The sequence below is a fragment of the Streptomyces sp. NPDC048389 genome, from assembly GCF_040706335.1.
GTDB lineage: Bacteria > Actinomycetota > Actinomycetes > Streptomycetales > Streptomycetaceae > Streptomyces.
In genome coordinates, this window is the sequence record NZ_JBEZKP010000023.1 from 80,332 (window position 1) to 99,046 (window position 18,715).

Below are 18,715 nucleotides of genomic sequence, written 5' to 3' on the forward strand. Positions count from 1 at the left end.
AGGGTGCGTGTCGTGACCACCGCCCAAACCCGCCCCGAGCTCGACGTGTCGCCGAGTCCGCTCGCCCTCCTGCTGCTCGGCCGTGAGGCCGACCCCCGGAGCGAGCGCGGCGTGGAGTGCCCCGGCGACCTGCCCTCGCCGTCCGACCCGGACCTGGTGGAGCGCGCCCGCGCAGCCAAGGAGAAGCTCGGGGAGAAGGTCTTCGTCCTGGGCCACCACTACCAGCGTGACGAGGTCATCCAGTTCGCCGACGTCACCGGTGACTCCTTCAAGCTGGCGAAGGACGCCGCGGCCCGGCCGGAGGCCGAGTACATCGTCTTCTGCGGTGTGCACTTCATGGCCGAGTCGGCGGACATCCTGACCTCGGACGACCAGAAGGTCGTGCTGCCCGACCTGGCGGCCGGCTGCTCGATGGCCGACATGGCCACGGCCGAGCAGGTCGCCGAGTGCTGGGACGTGCTGACCGAGGCCGGCGTCGCCGAGCAGGTCGTGCCCGTCTCGTACATGAACTCCTCCGCCGACATCAAGGCTTTCACCGGCAAGCACGGCGGCACGATCTGTACGTCGTCGAACGCCAAGCGCGCGCTGGACTGGGCGTTCGAGCAGGGCGAGAAGGTTCTTTTCCTGCCCGACCAGCACCTGGGCCGCAACACCGCCGTCCGCGACATGGGCATGTCCCTCGACGACTGCGTGCTCTACAACCCCCACAAGCCGAACGGCGGGCTGACCTCCGAGGAGCTCCGCGCCGCCAAGATGATCCTGTGGCGCGGTCACTGCTCGGTGCACGGCCGGTTCTCGCTGGACTCGGTCAACGACGTGCGTGAGCGCATCCCGGGCGTGAACGTCCTGGTGCACCCGGAGTGCAGGCACGAGGTCGTCGCCGCCGCGGACTACGTGGGTTCGACCGAGTACATCATCAACACGCTGGAGGCGGCCCCGGCCGGCTCGAAGTGGGCGATCGGCACCGAGCTCAACCTGGTCCGCCGCCTGGCGAACCGCTTCGCCGACCAGGGCAAGGAGATCGTCTTCCTCGACAAGACGGTCTGCTTCTGCTCGACGATGAACCGGATCGACCTGCCGCACCTGGTGTGGGCGCTGGAGTCGCTGGCCGAGGGCAACCCGGTCAACCGGATCGAGGTCGACAAGGAGACGGAGAGCTTCGCGAAGCTCGCCCTGGAACGGATGCTGGCGCTGCCGTAGCCGTACGTGAAGGGGCGCCCCGCCGGACCACACGGCGGGGCGCCCCTTCACGTACACGCCCTCCGGGGCGGCGGGCCCGGAGGGACGTCAGGCGGGAGCCTGGGCCGATCGAGTCGTCGACGACCCGGCCCACGGCGATGGTCAGCGCGCCGAGGGTGAGCATGTTGAGCGACAGGTCACGGGTCCACAGCACGATCAGCGCGAGGAGGACCGACAGCGGGATGGACACCGCCGTCACCAGCGTCGCGCGCAGGGAGGCGAGGAAGACCAGGATCACGATGACGGCGAAGACCAGGCCGAGCGCGCCCTCGGTGGTCAGACCCGAGATCGATTTCGAGACGGCCGGGCCCTGGTCGGAGACGACGGTGAGCTCGGCGCCCGTGCCCAGCTCTGCGCGCAGGTCCGGCAGCTTGTCCTGGACCGCGTCCGAGATGGCGACGGCGCTGCCGTCGCCGTCCATGGTGGCGAAGACCGCGAGGCTGGGCCTGCCGTTGGTACGGGTCAGGGAGACCCGGGTGGACTCGGTCTGCTCGACGGTCGCGATGTCGCCGAGGCGTACCGGCTCGCCGCCCTCACCCGGCGCGGGCACGATCCGCAGGTCCTCGATCTGCTTCAGCTCCGTGAAACCGCCGCCGACCCGCACGGTGCGGCTCCTGCCGCCCTCGGAGAACGAGCCCGCCGGCACCGTCACGCCGCCCGTCCGCAGGGCCTCCGCGATCGCCGCGGTGTTCAGACCGGCCGCCGCGAGCTTCCTGTCGTCGGGAGTGACGGAGAGACCTGGAGGTCCTGGACGCCTTCGACGGAGACCTGGCCCACGCCGTCGATGTCCTCCGGTGCGGGGACGACGGTCCGCTCCAACTGGTCGGCCAGGGCCTGCTGGTCCTTGTCCGAGGTGACGGCCAGCACGACGGCCGGGATGTCGTCCGTCGATCCGGTGACGACCTGCGGGTCGACCGCGTCGGGCAGTTGGACACGGGCGCGGTTCACGGCCTGCTGGACGTCGGCGACGAGCTGCCACCGTTCCCGTAGTCGAAGCTCGCCGTGATGACGGCGTTGCCCTCGCTCGGCGTGGAGGTTGTGCCCTTGATGCCGTCGACGGCCTTGATAGCCGACTCGAGCGGTTCGACGACCTGCTTCTCGACGACGTCGGGGGAGGCCCCCTGGTACGGGGCGGGCACGGACACCATCGGAAGCTCGATCGACGGCAGCAGCTGCTGCTCGAGCTGGGGGACGGCGATCGCGCCGAAGACGATCGCGACGATGGGCATCAGCCCTGTCAGGGCCCGTTGCGACAGGCTGAACTTCGACAGCCAGGACATGGGGTCTCTCTCCTGTGGCTTGCGCGGGGACGGGCACAGGCGCCCGCCTACACCATCGGCCACCGCAGGAGCACGATCCGTAGACCGCAGGTCCCGTTCCGCGGGGCGCGCATACCGCAACTGGAGTACCGCGCCCCGGGCTCACCAAATCCTTGGACGTACCAGTCCCGACTCGTACGCGGTGACGACCAGTTGGGCCCGGTCGCGGGCGCCGAGCTTGGCCATCGCACGGTTCACATGGGTCTTCACGGTCAGTGGACTGACCTCGAGCTGCTCGGCGATCTCGTCGTTGGAACGGCCACCCGCCACCAGCACCAGAACCTCGCGTTCACGGACGGTGAGGACCGACAGCCGCTGCGAGGCGTCCCCTTCCTGCCGGTCGTCGCCTTCCCCGGTACCGCCCTGCGCGAGGAACGTGGCGATGAGGCCCTTGGTCGCGACAGGCGACAGCAGCGCCTCGCCCGCCGCGGCGATACGGATCGCGTTCAGCAGCTCTTCCGGCTCCGCGCCCTTGCCCAGGAACCCGGAGGCTCCGGCCCGCAGCGACTGCACGACGTACTCGTCCACCTCGAAGGTGGTCAGCATGACGATCCGCACGTGCGACAAGTCCGGGTCCGCGCTGATCGTCCGGGTGGCGGCGAGGCCGTCCGTGCCGGGCATCCGGATGTCCATCAGGACCACGTCCGCCCGCTCGGAACGGGCCAGCGCCACGGCCTGCGCCCCGTCGGCCGCCTCCCCGACGACCTCCATGTCCGGCTCGGAGTCCACCAGGACCCTGAACGCGCTGCGCAGCAGCGCCTGGTCGTCGGCGAGCAGCACCCTGATCGTCATGTGTCCTCCCCCGCGCGGGTCGGCCGCGCCTGCAGCGGCAGTATCGCCTGCACCCGGAAGCCGCCGCCGTAGCGGGGCCCCGCCGTCAGGGTGCCGCCGAGGGCGGTGACCCGTTCCCGCATACCGAGCAGGCCGTGGCCGCCGCCGTCGGAACGGCCCCGCGCCGCCGTCTCCGTCTCCGTCTGCGCGGGGCCGTTGTCGATGACGGTGACCTCCAGCCGCGGGCCGACCCGTACGACGCTCACCTCGGCCTTGGCGTCCGGCCCCGCGTGCTTCTGCACATTGGTCAGCGCCTCCTGGACGATCCGGTACGCGGCGAGATCGACGGCCGCCGAAGGCGTCTCGCCGGTGTCGTCACGCGCCACCTCGACGGGCAGGCCCGCCTGGCGGAAACGGGTGACCAGTTCGTCGAGGACCGCCAGACCGGGCGCGGGCTCGGTCGGCGCCTCCGGGTCCCCCGACTGGCGCAGCAGCCCGACGGTGGCGCGCAGCTCGTTCAGCGCGGAGCGGCTCGCCTCCCGTACGTGCGCGAGCGCCTCCTTGGCCTGGTCCGGACGCCTGTCCATGACGTGGGCGGCGACACCGGCCTGCACATTGACCAGTGCGATGTGGTGCGCGACGACGTCGTGGAGATCGCGGGCGATCCGCAGCCGCTCCTCAGCGACCCGGCGCCCCGCCTCCTCCTCACGGGTCCGCTCCGCGCGCTCGGCCCGCTCCCGTATGGCGGCGACGAAGGCACGGCGGCTGCGCACGGCGTCACCGGCGGCGGCCGCCATGCCGGTCCAGGCGAAGACGCCCAGGTTCTCCTGCGTGTACCAGGGGCTCGACCCGAAGAACATCGCCGAGCCCGTCAGCACCGCCATCGTCATCAGGCCGACCCGCCAGGTGGTCGGCCGGTCGGTCCGGGCGGCCAGCGTGAAGAGGGCGATCACCGCGGCCATCGTGACGGGGGCCGCCGGATCCCCGGTCACCAGCTCCACGACGGACACCGCGCCGGTGACCAGCAGCACCCCCATGGGCTCCCGCCGGCGGAACACCAGCGCGGCCGCGGCGACGACTATCAGCACCACGCTGCGCACGTCCGGGGTACGGGTGCCGAAGGTCGGCCCGTGCGGCCCGTGCGGGTCGGCGAACGAGCCGACGGCCATGCAGATCAGCGCGGCGAACGCCAAGGCGCCGTCAAAGGCCAGCGGGTGTGCGCGCAGCCAGCGGCGGGTGCGGTCGTACCGGGCGGCGAGTCGTGTCACGTCGGGCAACGTTACGCGCGGCGGGCGCTGCGGTTCGCGGGAGCGCGGGGATCGCGGGGATGGCGGGAGCGCGGGGATGGGCCGGACGCCGCTGCGGTGGGAGCGTGGCCGCTGCGCGGGGCCGTTCTCCCTCCCCGCCTCTTCTCTCTGGACCGATGTGCGGCTCCGCCTCGTTGTGGGCTCCGCCCGGACCCGGCGCTCCTCGAACGCCGGACGGGCCGAAAGGCCGCGCAGGGAAATCCGGTCCCGCCGCTTGGCACCCTCCTACGGTGCCGAGCAGCAGGAGGGCGTGGGGCCGGAGCCCGGGAGTGAGGTCCCGCCGCGGGGCCCCAGCTTCGCGCTTCCGGCGCGGCGGGAAGGCGAACCCCACCCCAGGCGTCGGGGCCCGCGGCGGCGTCAGTCGGGGAGCGGGCCGTCCGGCGCCGGGATGAGGCCGTTGTCGCCGAGCAGTTCCCGGACGTCCTCCAGTGTCGCGTCCGACGCCGGAAGGATGAGCTCCGACGGTTCCAGGGAATCGTCCGGCAGCGGCTCCCCCAGATCGCGGACCTTCTCCAGCAGCGCGTGCAGGGTCCGGCGGAAGCCGGTCCCGTCGTCGCTCTCCATCTCCGCGAGCAGTTCGTCGTCGAGCTCGTTCAGCTCGGGGAGGTGGCTCTCCGCCACCTCCAGCTGGCCCTCCCCCATGATCCGTACGATCATGACGAGTCCTTACTCTCCGTCCGTACCGTTCCTGCAGGCCGTCACTGCTTGTCGAACTTGTGCGGGCTGCTCTGCTGCTGCGACTGCGTCGCGTCCGTCGAACCTCCGGTGCCGCCCTCGATCGCCTGCTGCGGCGCGGGGCCACCGGCCAGCTCCGCCTTCATGCGCTGAAGCTCCAGCTCGACGTCCGTACCGCCCGAGAGCCGGTCCAGTTCCGCCTGGATGTCGTCCTTCGCCAGCCCGGACTGGTCGTCGAGCGCACCGGAGGCCAGGAGTTCGTCGATCGCACCGGCCCGCGCCTGGAGCTGCGCGGTCTTGTCCTCGGCACGCTGGATGGCGACACCCACGTCGCTCATCTCCTCCGAGATGCCGGAGAAGGACTCCGCGATCCGGGTCTGCGCCTGCGCCGCGGTGTAGGTGGCCTTGATGGTCTCCTTCTTGGTACGGAAGGCGTCGACCTTGGCCTGCAGCCGCTGCGCGGCGAGCGTCAGCTTCTCCTCCTCGCCCTGGAGGGTCTGGTGCTGCGTCTCGAGATCGCTGACCTGCTGCTGCAGCGCGGCACGGCGGGAGAGTGCCTCGCGGGCCAGGTCCTCGCGGCCGAGCGCCAGCGCCTTGCGGCCCTGGTCCTCGAGCTTGGAGGACTGTCCCTGGAGCTGGTTCAGCTGCAGCTCCAGGCGCTTGCGGGAGGTCGCCACGTCGGCCACGCCCCGACGGACCTTCTGCAGCAGCTCCAGCTGCTTCTGGTAGGAGTAATCGAGGGTCTCGCGCGGATCCTCGGCCCGGTCGAGGGCCTTGTTCGCCTTCGCGCGGAAGATCATCCCCATACGCTTCATGACACCGCTCATGGGCTTCGCGCGCCCCCTTCTGACGGACTACGGCTTCAGCACTCCAACTAGAACCCAGCGTACGGGCCCTGCATCCATTACCGCACTGTTCGAGCGTGGATGCGCTCATCCCCAAGGACGACTGCGGGCGGCTCCGATCCGGCGCAAGGAGTAGGTGGCCGTCAGGGAAACCGTGCCTGTCGTCCGATCTGTCCGGTACGGACACGCGCCGTTGCGGGATCGTTCCCCGTCGGGGTGGGGTCCATGCCCGGCAACCCGTACCCTTGTGTTTTGTGTTCCGTAGCCGTTCCAACGAAGAGAAGGCCCCCACCGCGAAGGTGACGGCGGACCTCTCCAAGCAGCCCCGCGACCCCGAGGCCCCCAAGGGCCGCCCGACGCCGAAACGCAGTGAGGCCCAGGGCCAGCGCCGCCGTGCGAGCAGCGGCGCGCCGCTGGACCGCAAGGAGGCGGCGAAGCGCCAGCGCGAGGCCCGCCGTGCGGACCTGGCCAGGCAGCGCCAGGCCCTGGCCAGCGGCGACGAGCGCTATCTGCCGGCCCGTGACAAGGGTCCGGTGCGGCGCTTCGTGCGTGACTTCGTCGACTCCCGCTTCTGCGTGGCCGAGTTCTTCCTGCCGATGGCGGTGGTGATCCTCGTGCTGAGCATGGTCCGGGTCCCCCAGCTGCAGAACATCGCGCTACTGCTCTGGCTCGGCGTGATCGTGATGATCGTCGTCGACTCGATCGGTCTCGCCATCCGCCTGAAGAAGCAGCTGCGCGAGCGCTTCCCGAACGAACCGAAGCGCGGCGCCGTGGCCTACGGCCTGATGCGCACGCTTCAGATGCGTCGACTGCGGCTGCCGAAGCCGCAGGTCAAGCGCGGAGAGCGGCCCTGAGCGCCGATTCCTCGCAGCGTGGCGGTTTCACTCCGGAGGCGTCCGCGAACTGGCTCGCCGGTGCGGGCGGGCTGCGCAACACCGTCCGCCAGGAACTCGTGGCCCGTCAGCTCGAGGAGCAGATCTCGTCGCGGTACCCCGTCGGCCAGCGGCTGCGGGTGCTCGACGTCGGCATGGGCCAGGGCACGCAGGCCCTGCGGCTGGCGCGCGCCGGGCACACGGTCACCGGACTGGAGTCCGACGCCGTGATACTGAAGGCCGCCCGTGACGCCCTGGCGGGGGAGCCCGCCGGTATCCGCGAGCGCGTCCGGCTCGTGGAGGGCGACGGCCGGGACACCGGTGTGCACTTCCTGCCGGGCAGCTTCGACGTGGTGCTCTGCCACGGCGTGCTCATGTACGTCGAGGAGCCGGACGCCCTGCTCGCCGGCCTGGCCAGAATGCTCGCGCCCGGCGGGCTGCTGTCGTTGCTCGTACGCAACGGCGACGCGCTGGCCATGCGGCCCGCGGCGGACGGGAACTGGCCGTCGGCACTGGAGGCGTTCGACACGGACACCTACACCAACCGGCTCGGAGTGCGCGTGCGGGCCGACCGGCTCGAGGCGCTGACGGCCACCCTCGCCGGGATCGCCGCGCCGCTGCACGCCTGGTACGGGGTGCGGGTCTTCACGGACCAGGTCGGCAACGATGTCGAGCTCCCCGCCGCGGACGAACTGCACCAAATCCTGGCGCTGGAGGAACGCGCCGGCCGCACCGACCCGTACCGCGGCGTGGCCGCGCTGCTGCACCTGTGCGGAGTGCGGCGGATCTGACCGCCGGGGGTCTTGGCCCGGGTCTTGCCCGCGGGGTCTCCACCGGCGGTCCCGGCCGAGCGCCCCCTGATCGGCGGTGCCCCGCAGGCACCGAACGGCGGGCAAAAGGGATACTCCGGGCATGGACGTATCCCTCCGCTCCTTCCGCCCGGGTCGGCGGGCCCTCCACCTGCTGCTGACCACGACCACCGGGCTCTGCGTGCTCGTCCTGGCGGGCGGCTGCTCACCGGCCGCCGGTCCGGCGCCCGCGCGCTCCACGCAAGCCGCGGCCCGCGCCGGCGTACCGGCCGTGGCGAGTGAACTCCAGGACGACTACCAGGAGGTCATCGACGACGTGCTGCCCTCGGTCGTCCAGATCGAGGCCGCTCGGAGCCTGGGCTCCGGCATCGTCTACGACGACAGGGGACACATCGTCACCAACGCGCACGTGGTGGGCAGCGCCAGGCGCTTCGAGGTCGTCGTCGCCACCCGCGAGCAGCCGCTGACCGCGACGCTGGTGTCGTCCTTCCCCGAACAGGACCTCGCCGTCATCAAGCTCGACACGATCCCTCCGGGCCTCAAGGCCGCGCGCTTCGGCGACTCCTCCGAGGTCGCGGTCGGCCAGATCGTCCTCGCGATGGGCTCGCCGCTCGGCCTCTCCAGCAGCGTGACCCAGGGCATCGTCTCCGCCGTCGGGCGCACGGTCACCGAGAGCGGCGACGGCGGCGGCACCGGCGCGACCCTGGGCAACATGGTGCAGACCTCGGCGCCGATCAACCCCGGCAACAGCGGTGGCGCGCTCGTCAACCTGAACAGCGAGGTCATCGGCATTCCGACGCTCGCCGCGTCCGAGCCCGGCCCCGAAGGCAGCATCGCGCCGGGGATCGGCTTCGCGATCCCCGCGTCGATGGTACGGACGGTCGCCGACCAGATCATCGAGTACGGCGAGGTACGCGACTCGGGCCGGGCCGCCCTGGGCATCACCGGCCGCACCGTGCTCGACAGCAGCTACCGACCGTCCGGCGTGGCAGTGGTCTCCGTGACACGGGGCGGGCCCGCGGACGAGGCGGGACTGCGGGCCGGCGACATCATCACGAAGGTCGACAACGCGGAGATCACCACGATCACGTCCCTGGCGGAGGCGCTGGCGTCGAGGCGCCCTGGCGAGACGGTGTCCGTGACGGTGCAGCGGGATGGGGCGGAGCGGACGGTGCGCGTCACGCTGGGCGAGATGTGACACCACGGGGGCCGCGCGCGGTTCCCGGGCGAGGCCCGGCGCCGGGGCGATGCCCCGAAGACGCCGCGCACAGCACGGGCGATGCCCGGGGCCGGAGGCCCGGGGCACTACCGGGCCCGGCCGGGGCGATACCGGCGCCCGGGAGACCCGAGGAAGCCCCGAAGACGCCGCGCACAGCGCGGTACGGGGCCCGGCCTGCCCGCCACGCCGGGGCACGCGCATCGGTACGCCAGGAAGGGCGGGGAGGGGAGCAGCCCGCCGCAGGCGTCACGCACCCGCACCGGACCGCCCCCGCGCGCCGTCCGCGTCAGGACTCGTGGAGGCTCATCGGGCCGTAGATCTTCGTCCCGTCCTCGGAGAGGACGACCTGGTCGGCGCCGCCTTCCTGGAGTTCCCTCCAGTGCTCACCGATCCAGGACTCCGCGTCGCCCTGTGTCGTGAACTCCTCCGGCTCCACCGCCGGCGGCACCTCCGTACCGTCGGACTTCTCGAACCGCCACGTCCACGCCATGTGCGCCTCCCACGTCCCTAGGGCAAGCTGATCAGTTGCTGCCCGCAGCGTAGCCGGGCGCGCACCGCCCGGGGCGAGACGGCAGGATCAGAGGCGTGGAACTGACTCTGCTCGGCACCGGCGCCCCCGCCGGACTCCCCCGGACCGACTGCCCCTGCGCCGTGTGCGCGACCGCCCGCGGGCCCGAGGCGCGGGCCGCGACCGCGTTGCTCGTGGACGGCGCGCTGCTCCTCGACCTGACTCCGGGCGCCGCGCTCGCCGCCGCTCGCGCGGGGCATTCGCTCGCGGGCGTACGGCAGGTGCTGCTGACACACCCTCATGACGGGCCGCCCGTGGACCTTCCGGCCGGGCTCCCGACGGCGGGGAGGGTGCCGGACGGACGGGAGTTGACGCTGATCAGCGGACACCGGGTGCGGGCACTGTCGATGGACCACCCGGGCACGGGGTACGAAGTGACGTCCCCGGGCGGGGACCGGCTGCTGTACCTGCCGCCGGGTGCGGCACCGGCCGGGCTCGCGGAGGGGCTGGCCGCGTACGAGATGGTCGTGGGTGACGTCGTCGGCCGCCCGGACGCGATCGCCCGGTTGCGGGCGGCGGGCGCGATCGGGGCGACGACGGACGTGGTCGCCGTGCATCTCGACCACGACGTCCCCGGAGGCCCGGAGCTCACCCGCCGTCTGGCGGCGGCGGGCGCCCGTGCCGTGCCGGACGGGACGACACTGATCGTCGGCGAGTACCACGCGGTGCCGGACGTGCCCCGGCGGACGCTGGTGACCGGCGGGGCCCGCTCGGGGAAGTCGCTGGAGGCGGAGCGGCGGCTGGACGCGTTCCCGCACGTGTTGTACGTCGCGACCGGCGGCGGCAGGGACGGCGACCCCGAGTGGGCGGCCAGGGTCGCCGCGCACCGTGAGCGCCGCCCCGGTTCGTGGCGTACGGCGGAGACGTGCGACCTCGTGCCGGTACTGGCGGAGGACGGGCCTCCGGTCCTGATCGACTGTCTGTCGCTGTGGCTGACGGACGCGATGGACAAGGCGGGTGCCTGGGACGACGAGCGGTGGGCCGCCGAGGGCGAGCGGGTGCTGCGCGAGCGGGTCGGCGAACTCCTCGCGGCGGTACGTGCGACGCCCCGTACGGTCGTGACGGTGACGAACGAGGTGGGCTCCGGGGTGGTCCCGGCCACCGCCTCCGGGCGGCGTTTCCGGGACGAACTGGGCCGGCTGAACTCCGCGTTCGCCGCCGAGTGCGAGCACGTGCTGCTGGTGGTCGCGGGCCAGGCCCTCGTGCTGCGCGGCTGACCCGCGAACAGGCCGGTACCGCACGGCCGGACCGCGTCCGGTGCCGGTACTGTTCGGCGAATGAGCAGGCTGAATCTCGACGACTTCTCCGATCTGATCGAGCGCCCCGACAGCGGCACGCGGCGTGACGCCGAGGAACGCCGGGAGCGGCTGGCCGTGCCGCCGGGGGCGCTCGGCCGTCTCGACGAGCTGGGCGAGTGGCTCGCCGCCGCGCAGGCGTCCGTACCGGTCAAGGCGGTCGAGCAGCCGCGCGTGCTGCTCTTCGCCGGTGACCACGGTGTCGCAGAACTGGGCGTGTCCGCCCGGGAGCCCGGCAGTGCCCACCGGCTGGTGCGGGACGTGCTGGAAGGCACGAGCACGGTGGCGGTGCTGGCCCGCAGGCTGGGCGTACCGGTGCGGATCGTCGACGCCGGTCTGGACTGCGACCCGGCGCTGCTGCCCGAGGAGGTGACGCGGCACCGGGTGCGGCGCGGCAGCGGCCGTATCGACATCGAGGACGCGCTCACCGCCGACGAGGTGGAGCAGGCCGTGCGCCTCGGCATGGCGATCGCCGACGCGGAGGCCGACTCGGGGACCGACCTCGTCGTGCTCGGCGATCTGAGCGTCGGAGGTACGACTGCGGCGGCGACGCTGATCGCGGCCCTGTGCGGCACGGACGCCTCGGTGGTGACCGGGCGCGGCGGTGCCGGGATCGACGACCTGACCTGGATGCGCAAGTGCGCGGCGGTCAGGGATGCGCTGCGGCGGGCCAGGCCGGTGCTGGGCGACCAGTTGGAGCTGCTGGCGACGGTGGGCGGCGCGGATCTGGCGGCGACGACCGGGTTCCTGCTGCAGAGCGCGGTGCGCCGGATGCCGGTGATCCTGGACGGCGTGGTGTCGGCGGCGTGCGCGATGGTCGCGCAGCGGGCGGCGTTCCGGGCGCCGGACTGGTGGCTCGCGGGGCAGGTGAGCGGTGAGCCGGCGCAGGCCAAGGCGCTGGACCGGATGGCGCTCCACCCGCTGCTCGACCACGGTGTGACCGTCGGCGAGGGGGCGGGCGCGCTGCTGGCGCTGCCGATGGTGCAGGCGGCGGCCGCGCTGGCGGCGGAGCTCCCGGAGCGGCCCGACCCGGCGGACACGGAGGCGCAGGAGGCGCAGGAGCCGGGAGCGGCGGGGCCGGCCGGGTCCCCGGAGGCGTGACGCTCAGCGGCCGGGCACGGCGGTGACACGGGGCGGCGGCGCGTGGCGCATGGCGTTCGCCGCCGTCCCGCCGACCGCGCTGCCGCACCCGGTGCGGAGCCGGCCGCGGCCGACGACGGGGCCGGTCGTCACCGCGATGCCCGACCCGCCCCAAGGGCGGAGATCGGTCTCGCGGGCAGGAAGATTCGGCCTTGACCACGGCGGCGATGGTGGCCCGCACGCGGTGGTGGAGGTCCGGGGACGGTGCCTCGGTCACGGCTCCCGGGACGGCATCCGCGCCGCGGTCACGGGTCGCGGGGCGGCACCCGGTCCGGCGTCCCGCCGATCAGGTTCTGAAACGCCCGGCGCGGACCCGCCCAGCGCCGGTCGTGGCGGATGGAACGCAGGCGCGCCCGCGCCCGGGCCTTCGGGCGGCGGCGGTAGAACCTGCGGGCCCAGTACGACTCGGGGCGTGCCAGGCGCAGCGCACCGACGAGTGCCAGCGCCGGCACGAGAACCCCGAGCAGGCCCATCCTCACCTTGCCCTTGAGGAGGGCGATCAGGGCGAAGAGCAGATTGCCGACGACCGTGAGGATCACCGCGGCGCGGTTCTGGCGTTCGTCCGGGGTCAGTTCGTCGACGCCGAGCGGGGAGGAACCGCTGAGGACCAGCATCGCGAGGGCGGTCGCCAGCACGACGACCTCGACGCTCTGGCGGCCCTGCTCGGTCCAGTAGACGTCGTCCAGATGGACGATCAGGGCGAACTCGTCGAGCACCAGCCCCGCCCCCATCCCGAAGACGACCGCGAACACGGCGGCCGCGACGCCCTGCCGGCCGCTTCCGACGGCGCCGAAACCGCCGATCACGGTCAGGATGACGCCGGGCACCACATGGTGGATGTGCATCCCACCGGGGGTGACGTTCTTGAAAGGCCCCCGTCCGGCCCTGATCAGCCTGGTGACCGTACGGGTGAGCAGGAACGTGAGTACGAACGAGGCCAGCGCGAGCAGCATCGGGAGCTTTCCCGGCTCCAGGATGTTGCGGTAGAACCAGTGACCCATGCCACCCACTTCCGCTTGGTCCGCTTTGCCCGCATTACGCGTCATGCGCAATCTACCGGCGCGTGGCACGGGCTACCCTCGCGCGGTGACCCCTCCGACCGCTCCCCGGGCCATCGCGCACGGCATACGTTTCGCCTTCGGCACCCTCACGGTGCTCCCCGTCCGCGTCACCCGCTGGGATCGCGGAGCCGCTCGCGCCGGGATGCTCTGCGCGCCGCTCGCCGGGCTCGCCGTCGGCCTGTGCGCGGCCGCGGCGGGCGGGCTGCTGACCCTGCTGGGAGCCGGCCCGCTGCTCGCCGCCACGGTCACCGCGGCGGTACCGGCCGTCCTCACCCGGGGCCTGCACCTGGACGGGCTCGCCGACACGGCCGACGGCCTCGGCAGCGGCAGGCCCGCCGAGGACGCGCTGCGCATCATGAAGCAGTCCGACATCGGCCCGTTCGGCGTCATCACCCTGCTGTTCGTCCTCGTGGCGCAGGTCGCGGCACTGGCGGAGCTGTACGGGCAGAGCTGGGCGCTCGGCGCGACGGCCGCGGCCCTCAGCGGCGTCACCGCCCGGCTCGCGCTCACCCTCGCCTGCCGCCCGGGCGTCCCGCCCGCCCGCCCCGAGGGCCTCGGCGCGGCGGTGGCCGGGGCCGTCCCCGTACCCGCCGCGCTCGCGGTGACCGCCCTGGCCGTCGGCTGGGCGGCGGCCTCGGGAGCGCTCTTCGGCCCGTACGCCTCCCTGCACCACGCTCTCGCGGCGGCGACCGGCCTGCTGGCCGCCCAACTCCTGCTGCGCCACTGCCTGCGGCGGTTCCAGGGGGTGACGGGCGACGTGTTCGGGGCGCTCGCCGAGACGGCGGGAACGGTGGCGCTGGTGGCGCTGGCGCTGGGCTGACGATCCCGTTCCGTGATCTTCCGGCAGGCAACCACGACGCACACCGGATGGTCCCGGTGTCGGGCTCGTGGGGCTCGCCGTGCGAGTGGACTGCGAACAGCCGCACGCCGCGCGGGTCTTCGCCCGCGAACCCATCGGCAATCCGGCGTACGCGCCCGAAGCAGAGTCCGACGACATGGCTGGCGACCGGTGCGAGCAGGCATGGTTCCTGGCACCGGACCGGTGGACCGAAGAGGCCGCGGGTGACCTGATCTGGTCCGCCAACACGGGCGAGGAGGACTGGGCACACCCGGAGGCGTCGCTCACCTGCTACGTCCTCTCCCGTTGACGCCCACCGGTGCGAGCCGTGCGCCGGCGGACCACCGCCGCCGTGATGCGCACGGGCGACCGCGCGTAGGCTCTTCTCCCGTGTGAGGTGCCGATCCGCCTCGCTGGACCTTCAGAACTCAACGGAAGCGAGATTTCACCACCGTGACTGCTCTCACTCTCAGCACTGCAGGCGCTGCGACGCTGCGCGCCGACGCCCTCGTCGTCGGTGTGGCGAAGGGCGCCAAGGGCCCGGTCGTCTCGCCGGGCGCCGAGGCCGTGGACAAGGCGTTCGACGGCAAGCTCGCCTCCGTTCTGGAGACCCTCGGCGCCGGCGGTGGCGAGGGCGAGATCACCAAGCTCCCCGCACCCTCCGGCATCAAGGCCGCGGTCGTGCTCGCGGTCGGGCTCGGCGCCGCTCCCGAGGACGACGACGCGTACGGCACCGAGGCGCTGCGCCGTGCGGCCGGGGCCGCTGCGCGTGCGCTGGCCGGCTCCAAGAAGGCCGCCTTCGCGCTGCCCATGGAGTCCGTGGAGGACGCGGAGGCCATCGCCGAGGGCGCGCTGCTCGGCGCGTACGCCTTCACCGCGTACCAGGAGAACGGCAACGGCGGGAAGAAGCCACTCGCCGAGGTCGCCCTGCTGGGGGCCAAGCCCCGGGACAAGGCGTTCAAGGCCGCCGCGGAGCGCGCCGTCGCTCTCGTCGAGGAGATCAACCGCGCGCGCGACCTCGTCAACACCCCGCCGAACGACCTCACCCCCGAGGCTTTCGCCGCCGTGGCCACCGCCGCCGGCAAGGAGCACGGCGTCAAGGTCCAGGTGCTCGACGAGAAGGCGCTCGCCAAGGGCGGCTTCGGCGGCATCCTCGGCGTCGGCCAGGGCTCGCAGAACCCGCCGCGCCTGGTCAAGCTCTCCTACACCCACTCCAAGGGCGCCAAGACGCTCGCGCTGGTCGGCAAGGGCATCACCTACGACTCGGGCGGCATCTCCCTGAAGCCGGCCGGCCACAACGAGACGATGAAGTGCGACATGAGCGGCGCGGCCGCCGTGTTCGCCGCCGTCGTCGCCGCCGCGCGGCTGGGCCTCGAGGTCAACGTCACCGGCTGGCTGGCGCTCGCCGAGAACATGCCGTCCGGCACGGCCACCCGACCGGGTGACGTCCTGCGCATGTACAGCGGCAAGACGGTCGAGGTGCTCAACACCGACGCCGAGGGCCGCCTGGTACTCGCGGACGCGCTGACGAAGGCGTCGGAGGAGAACCCGGACGCGATCGTGGACGTCGCGACGCTGACCGGCGCGATGGTGCTGGCGCTGGGCAACCGTACGTTCGGCATCATGGCGAACGACGACGCCTTCCGTACCGCGATCCACGAGATCGCCGACGAGGTCGGCGAGGCATCCTGGCCCATGCCGCTCCCCGCCGACCTGCGCAAGGGCATGGACTCCCCGACCGCCGACATCGCGAACATGGGTGAGCGGATGGGCGGCGGCCTGGTGGCCGGCCTGTTCCTGAAGGAGTTCGTCGGCGAGGGCATCACCTGGGCGCACCTGGACATCGCGGGTCCCGCGTTCCACGAGGGTGCGCCGTACGGCTACACGCCGAAGGGCGGCACGGGTGCGTCGGTCCGCACGCTGGTGAAGCTGGCGGAGCGGACGGCCGCGGGCGACCTGGGCTGACGCCTGCGGCGGGCTGTTTCCCCACCCCGTCCCCTTCCCGAACCGGGGCAAGCCCCGGGCCCCCGGGTACCGCGTCCGACGGTGCTCGGTACTCCGCCCGGCCGAGGGCGTGGCACCCGTCCGCTCTCGGCACCCGGTCACCGCCCTCCGGGCAGTGCTCGGGGCAGCGCCCTCGGCGCGGCGCCGGGCACCGAGCCCCGTCTCCGCCTTCCGGGCGGTACGCGTGGCACGGCCCGGCCGGAGTGTGACACCGGCCCACCCTGCGGACCGGGACCCACCCACGGCCTCCGGGCAGTGCTCGGGGCACCGGCCTCGGCGCGGCGCCGGGCATTGTCCCGCCCCGGTACCGGGTAGCGCTCGGCCGGGCGGTACGCGGGGCCACGCCCGGCCGAGCGCTACAGCCCCGGGCCCGGGGCTCCGGCGTCCGTCACCGGGGTGACCCGCGGGCTCGGCGGCGCGGGGCTCGGTCTCCTTCTACGACCTGGCGGCCGCGGGAGAGAGGTAGCGCCGGGCCGGGCCGGCATCGACGCTGGGGCGGAGCAGCCCGGCGGACGCCTCTACGGGCCGACGGGCTTCGCTACGCGAGACCGGCCACGCCGAGGTGCCCCCACGCCCGCCAGGGCGTCGGGATCGAGGCGCGGGCCGGCCCCGCCGGGGGCGCGGCCGGGTCGGGGCGGGGGCCGGGGCTTCGTCCCGGTCCGGGAAGGGACGGGGCGGGGAAACGGCTCCGCGCAGCGGCCCCGTACCCCCCGGTAACCGCGAAACGCGCTCAAGCTCACCATCTCAAGCTACGGCCCCGCGTCCCGCCTCCCGTCAACAAGTGCGAAGATGGGTTCCCGGCAGGACAGGGCCCCCACCACAGGGCCGAAGAATCAGCGGCCGAACACCAGCCGACCGGCCGGTCATCTCCCGAGACGGGGGCCCGGCGAACGGCGCACATGCATGGAGGACGTGACGTGGCGAACGACGCCAGCACCGTTTTCGACCTAGTGATCCTCGGCGGTGGTAGCGGCGGTTACGCTGCGGCGCTGCGCGGAGCTCAGCTGGGCCTGGACGTCGCACTGATCGAGAAGAACAAGCTGGGCGGCACCTGCCTGCACAACGGTTGCATCCCCACGAAGGCTCTGCTGCACGCCGGCGAGATCGCGGACCAGGCTCGTGAGGCCGACCAGTTCGGTGTCAAGACTTCCTTCGAGGGCATCGACATCGCGGGCGTTCACAAGTACAAGGACGAGGTCGTCTCCGGCCTCTACAAGGGGCTGCAGGGTCTGGTCGCCTCCCGCAAGGTGACCTATATCGAGGGTGAGGGCCGGCTGTCCTCCCCGACCTCCGTCGACGTGAACGGCCGCCGCGTGCAGGGCCGCCACGTCCTCCTGGCGACCGGTTCCGTGCCGAAGTCCCTGCCGGGCCTGGACATCGACGGCAACCGCATCATCTCCTCGGACCACGCGCTGGTCCTGGACCGCGTTCCGAAGTCCGCGATCATCCTGGGCGGCGGCGTCATCGGCGTCGAGTTCGCCTCCGCGTGGAAGTCCTTCGGCACCGACGTCACCATCGTCGAGGGCCTCAAGCACCTGGTCCCGGTCGAGGACGAGAACAGCTCGAAGCTGCTGGAGCGCGCGTTCCGCAAGCGCGGCATCAAGTTCAACCTGGGCACCTTCTTCGAGAAGGCGGAGTACACCCAGGACGGCGTGCGGGTCACGCTCGCCGACGGCAAGACCTTCGAGGCCGAGGTCCTCCTGGTCGCCATCGGCCGCGGTCCCGTCTCCCAGGGCCTCGGCTACGAGGAGCAGGGCGTCGCGATGGACCGCGGCTACGTCGTGGTCGATGAGTACATGCAGACCAACGTGCCCACCGTGTCCGCCGTCGGTGACCTGGTCCCGACCCTCCAGCTCGCGCACGTCGGCTTCGCCGAGGGCATCCTGGTGGCGGAGCGGCTGGCCGGTCTGAAGACCGTCCCGATCGACTACGACGGTGTGCCGAAGGTGACGTACTGCCACCCCGAGGTCGCCTCCGTCGGTATCACCGAGGCCAAGGCCAAGGAGATCTACGGTGCGGACAAGGTCGTCGCCCTGAAGTACAACCTCGCGGGCAACGGCAAGAGCAAGATCCTGAAGACCGCGGGCGAGATCAAGCTCGTCCAGGTCAAGGACGGCGCCGTGGTCGGCGTCCACATGGTCGGTGACCGTATGGGCGAGCAGGTCGGTGAAGCTCAGCTGATCTACAACTGGGAGGCTCTGCCGGCCGAGGTCGCGCAGCTCATCCACGCGCACCCGACGCAGAACGAAGCGCTCGGCGAGGCCCACCTGGCCCTGGCCGGCAAGCCGCTGCACTCCCACGACTGATCAGTCACGGGCGCGACAGACCACTTCCGCACATCGTTAAGGAGCAACTGAAACCATGGCGGTTTCCGTAACCCTTCCGGCGCTCGGTGAGAGCGTCACCGAGGGCACTGTCACCCGCTGGCTGAAGGCCGAGGGAGAGCGCGTCGAGGCTGACGAGCCGCTGCTCGAGGTGTCGACCGACAAGGTCGACACCGAGATCCCCGCCCCTGCCTCCGGCGTGCTGGCGTCCATCAAGGTCGCCGAGGACGAGACCGTAGAGGTCGGCGCCGAGCTGGCCGTCATCGACGACGGCTCCGGCGCCCCGGCCGAGGCTCCGGCCCCGGCCGCCGCCGAGGCCCCCGCCGCCCCGGCCCAGGACGCGACAAACTCACGGCAGAGCAACTGGGCGCGCTGCGGAAGGTGGGCATGGAGTGGGCCTGACGGAGGTAGCCGCTGGGCCCGGCAGGC

General features: G+C 72.6%; 17 protein-coding genes and 1 pseudogene. 11 read left to right on the forward strand and 7 right to left on the reverse strand.

Annotated features, from left to right (window positions below):
* The first annotated feature begins 3 nt into the window (after positions 1-3).
* Positions 4-1,200: a quinolinate synthase NadA gene (nadA, locus tag AB0903_RS18115; RefSeq protein ID WP_366703853.1), complete on the forward strand. Its 1,197-nt coding sequence runs from the start codon at positions 4-6 to the stop codon at positions 1,198-1,200.
* Positions 1,201-1,306: 106 nt separating this feature from the next.
* Here nadA and AB0903_RS18120 read toward each other — a convergent pair.
* From AB0903_RS18120 to AB0903_RS18140, 5 genes and pseudogenes are all read right to left on the reverse strand, one after another.
* Positions 1,307-2,519 (reverse strand): annotated as a pseudogene (locus tag AB0903_RS18120) (efflux RND transporter permease subunit); the annotation flags it as partial.
* Between the two features lie 141 nt (positions 2,520-2,660).
* Positions 2,661-3,350, reverse strand: coding sequence for a response regulator transcription factor (locus tag AB0903_RS18125; protein ID WP_366703855.1), 690 nt, complete (start codon positions 3,348-3,350; stop codon positions 2,661-2,663).
* Positions 3,347-4,597: a sensor histidine kinase gene (locus tag AB0903_RS18130; RefSeq protein WP_366703857.1), complete on the reverse strand. Its 1,251-nt coding sequence runs from the start codon at positions 4,595-4,597 to the stop codon at positions 3,347-3,349. The genes AB0903_RS18125 and AB0903_RS18130 overlap by 4 nt, the downstream gene beginning before the upstream one ends.
* 396 nt (positions 4,598-4,993) lie before the next feature.
* On the reverse strand, positions 4,994-5,293 hold the full coding sequence (locus tag AB0903_RS18135; protein ID WP_366703859.1) for a hypothetical protein: 300 nt from the start codon (positions 5,291-5,293) through the stop codon (positions 4,994-4,996).
* A 41-nt stretch (positions 5,294-5,334) separates the two neighbouring features.
* Entirely contained in the window at positions 5,335-6,138 is an 804-nt protein-coding gene (locus AB0903_RS18140) for a PspA/IM30 family protein (RefSeq protein ID WP_366703861.1), read from the reverse strand.
* A gap of 272 nt (positions 6,139-6,410) precedes the next feature.
* Between AB0903_RS18140 and AB0903_RS18145 the strand changes: the two genes are divergently transcribed.
* The 3 genes from AB0903_RS18145 to AB0903_RS18155 all read left to right on the forward strand — a co-directional run bounded on the left by AB0903_RS18145 (position 6,411) and on the right by AB0903_RS18155 (position 9,035).
* Positions 6,411-7,010 carry a DUF3043 domain-containing protein gene (locus tag AB0903_RS18145; protein ID WP_366703863.1) on the forward strand — a complete coding sequence of 200 codons (600 nt, stop codon included), beginning with the start codon at positions 6,411-6,413 and terminating at the stop codon, positions 7,008-7,010.
* A 71-nt stretch (positions 7,011-7,081) separates the two neighbouring features.
* Positions 7,082-7,819, forward strand: a complete 738-nt coding sequence (locus tag AB0903_RS18150) for a methyltransferase domain-containing protein (RefSeq protein ID WP_366703894.1) — start codon at positions 7,082-7,084, stop codon at positions 7,817-7,819.
* A 121-nt stretch (positions 7,820-7,940) separates the two neighbouring features.
* A complete protein-coding gene (locus AB0903_RS18155; protein ID WP_366703864.1) occupies positions 7,941-9,035 on the forward strand; it encodes a trypsin-like peptidase domain-containing protein in 1,095 nt (364 codons plus the stop codon).
* 307 nt (positions 9,036-9,342) lie between these two features.
* On the opposite strand, the gene AB0903_RS18160 is transcribed toward AB0903_RS18155, so the two are convergent.
* Positions 9,343-9,546 (reverse strand): hypothetical protein, encoded by a 204-nt coding sequence (locus AB0903_RS18160; RefSeq protein ID WP_100106757.1) that lies wholly within the window; start codon positions 9,544-9,546, stop codon positions 9,343-9,345.
* A gap of 95 nt (positions 9,547-9,641) precedes the next feature.
* Here AB0903_RS18160 and AB0903_RS18165 point away from each other — a divergent pair, with 95 nt between their 5' ends.
* Both AB0903_RS18165 and cobT read left to right on the forward strand, forming a co-directional pair.
* Positions 9,642-10,841: a bifunctional adenosylcobinamide kinase/adenosylcobinamide-phosphate guanylyltransferase gene (locus AB0903_RS18165; RefSeq protein WP_366703866.1), complete on the forward strand. Its 1,200-nt coding sequence runs from the start codon at positions 9,642-9,644 to the stop codon at positions 10,839-10,841.
* 60 nt (positions 10,842-10,901) lie between these two features.
* The gene (gene cobT / locus AB0903_RS18170) at positions 10,902-12,020 is read left to right on the forward strand and encodes a nicotinate-nucleotide--dimethylbenzimidazole phosphoribosyltransferase (protein ID WP_366703868.1); all 1,119 of its coding nucleotides are present in this window, start codon (positions 10,902-10,904) and stop codon (positions 12,018-12,020) included.
* Positions 12,021-12,304: 284 nt separating this feature from the next.
* Here cobT and AB0903_RS18175 read toward each other — a convergent pair whose 3' ends face one another.
* Positions 12,305-13,060, reverse strand: coding sequence for a hypothetical protein (locus AB0903_RS18175; protein WP_366703870.1), 756 nt, complete (start codon positions 13,058-13,060; stop codon positions 12,305-12,307).
* Positions 13,061-13,103: 43 nt separating this feature from the next.
* Between AB0903_RS18175 and AB0903_RS18180 the strand changes: the two genes are divergently transcribed.
* From AB0903_RS18180 to AB0903_RS18200, 5 genes are all read left to right on the forward strand, one after another.
* Positions 13,104-13,940, forward strand: coding sequence for an adenosylcobinamide-GDP ribazoletransferase (locus AB0903_RS18180; protein WP_366703872.1), 837 nt, complete (start codon positions 13,104-13,106; stop codon positions 13,938-13,940).
* Positions 13,941-14,007: 67 nt separating this feature from the next.
* Positions 14,008-14,268 (forward strand): hypothetical protein, encoded by a 261-nt coding sequence (locus AB0903_RS18185; RefSeq protein WP_366703874.1) that lies wholly within the window; start codon positions 14,008-14,010, stop codon positions 14,266-14,268.
* A 143-nt stretch (positions 14,269-14,411) separates the two neighbouring features.
* Positions 14,412-15,923, forward strand: coding sequence for a leucyl aminopeptidase (locus AB0903_RS18190; protein WP_366703876.1), 1,512 nt, complete (start codon positions 14,412-14,414; stop codon positions 15,921-15,923).
* Between the two features lie 956 nt (positions 15,924-16,879).
* On the forward strand, positions 16,880-18,268 hold the full coding sequence (gene lpdA / locus AB0903_RS18195; protein ID WP_366703878.1) for a dihydrolipoyl dehydrogenase: 1,389 nt from the start codon (positions 16,880-16,882) through the stop codon (positions 18,266-18,268).
* A gap of 55 nt (positions 18,269-18,323) precedes the next feature.
* The coding region (locus AB0903_RS18200) for a biotin/lipoyl-containing protein (RefSeq protein ID WP_366703880.1) at positions 18,324-18,715 on the forward strand (392 nt) is incomplete at its 3' end.

Bases quoted from the DNA above. Each gene is read 5' to 3' on its own strand.
- AB0903_RS18125 (WP_366703855.1), bottom strand. From the start codon at position 3,350: ATGACGATCAGGGTGCTGCTCGCCGACGACCAGGCGCTGCTGCGCAGC.
- AB0903_RS18155 (WP_366703864.1), top strand. From the start codon at position 7,941: ATGGACGTATCCCTCCGCTCCTTCCGCCCGGGTCGGCGGGCCCTCCAC.
- AB0903_RS18180 (WP_366703872.1), top strand. From the start codon at position 13,104: ATGCGCAATCTACCGGCGCGTGGCACGGGCTACCCTCGCGCGGTGACC.
- AB0903_RS18160 (WP_100106757.1), bottom strand. From the start codon at position 9,546: ATGGCGTGGACGTGGCGGTTCGAGAAGTCCGACGGTACGGAGGTGCCG.
- AB0903_RS18140 (WP_366703861.1), bottom strand. From the start codon at position 6,138: ATGAGCGGTGTCATGAAGCGTATGGGGATGATCTTCCGCGCGAAGGCG.
- AB0903_RS18135 (WP_366703859.1), bottom strand. From the start codon at position 5,293: ATGATCGTACGGATCATGGGGGAGGGCCAGCTGGAGGTGGCGGAGAGC.
- cobT (WP_366703868.1), top strand. From the start codon at position 10,902: ATGAGCAGGCTGAATCTCGACGACTTCTCCGATCTGATCGAGCGCCCC.
- AB0903_RS18175 (WP_366703870.1), bottom strand. From the start codon at position 13,060: ATGGGTCACTGGTTCTACCGCAACATCCTGGAGCCGGGAAAGCTCCCG.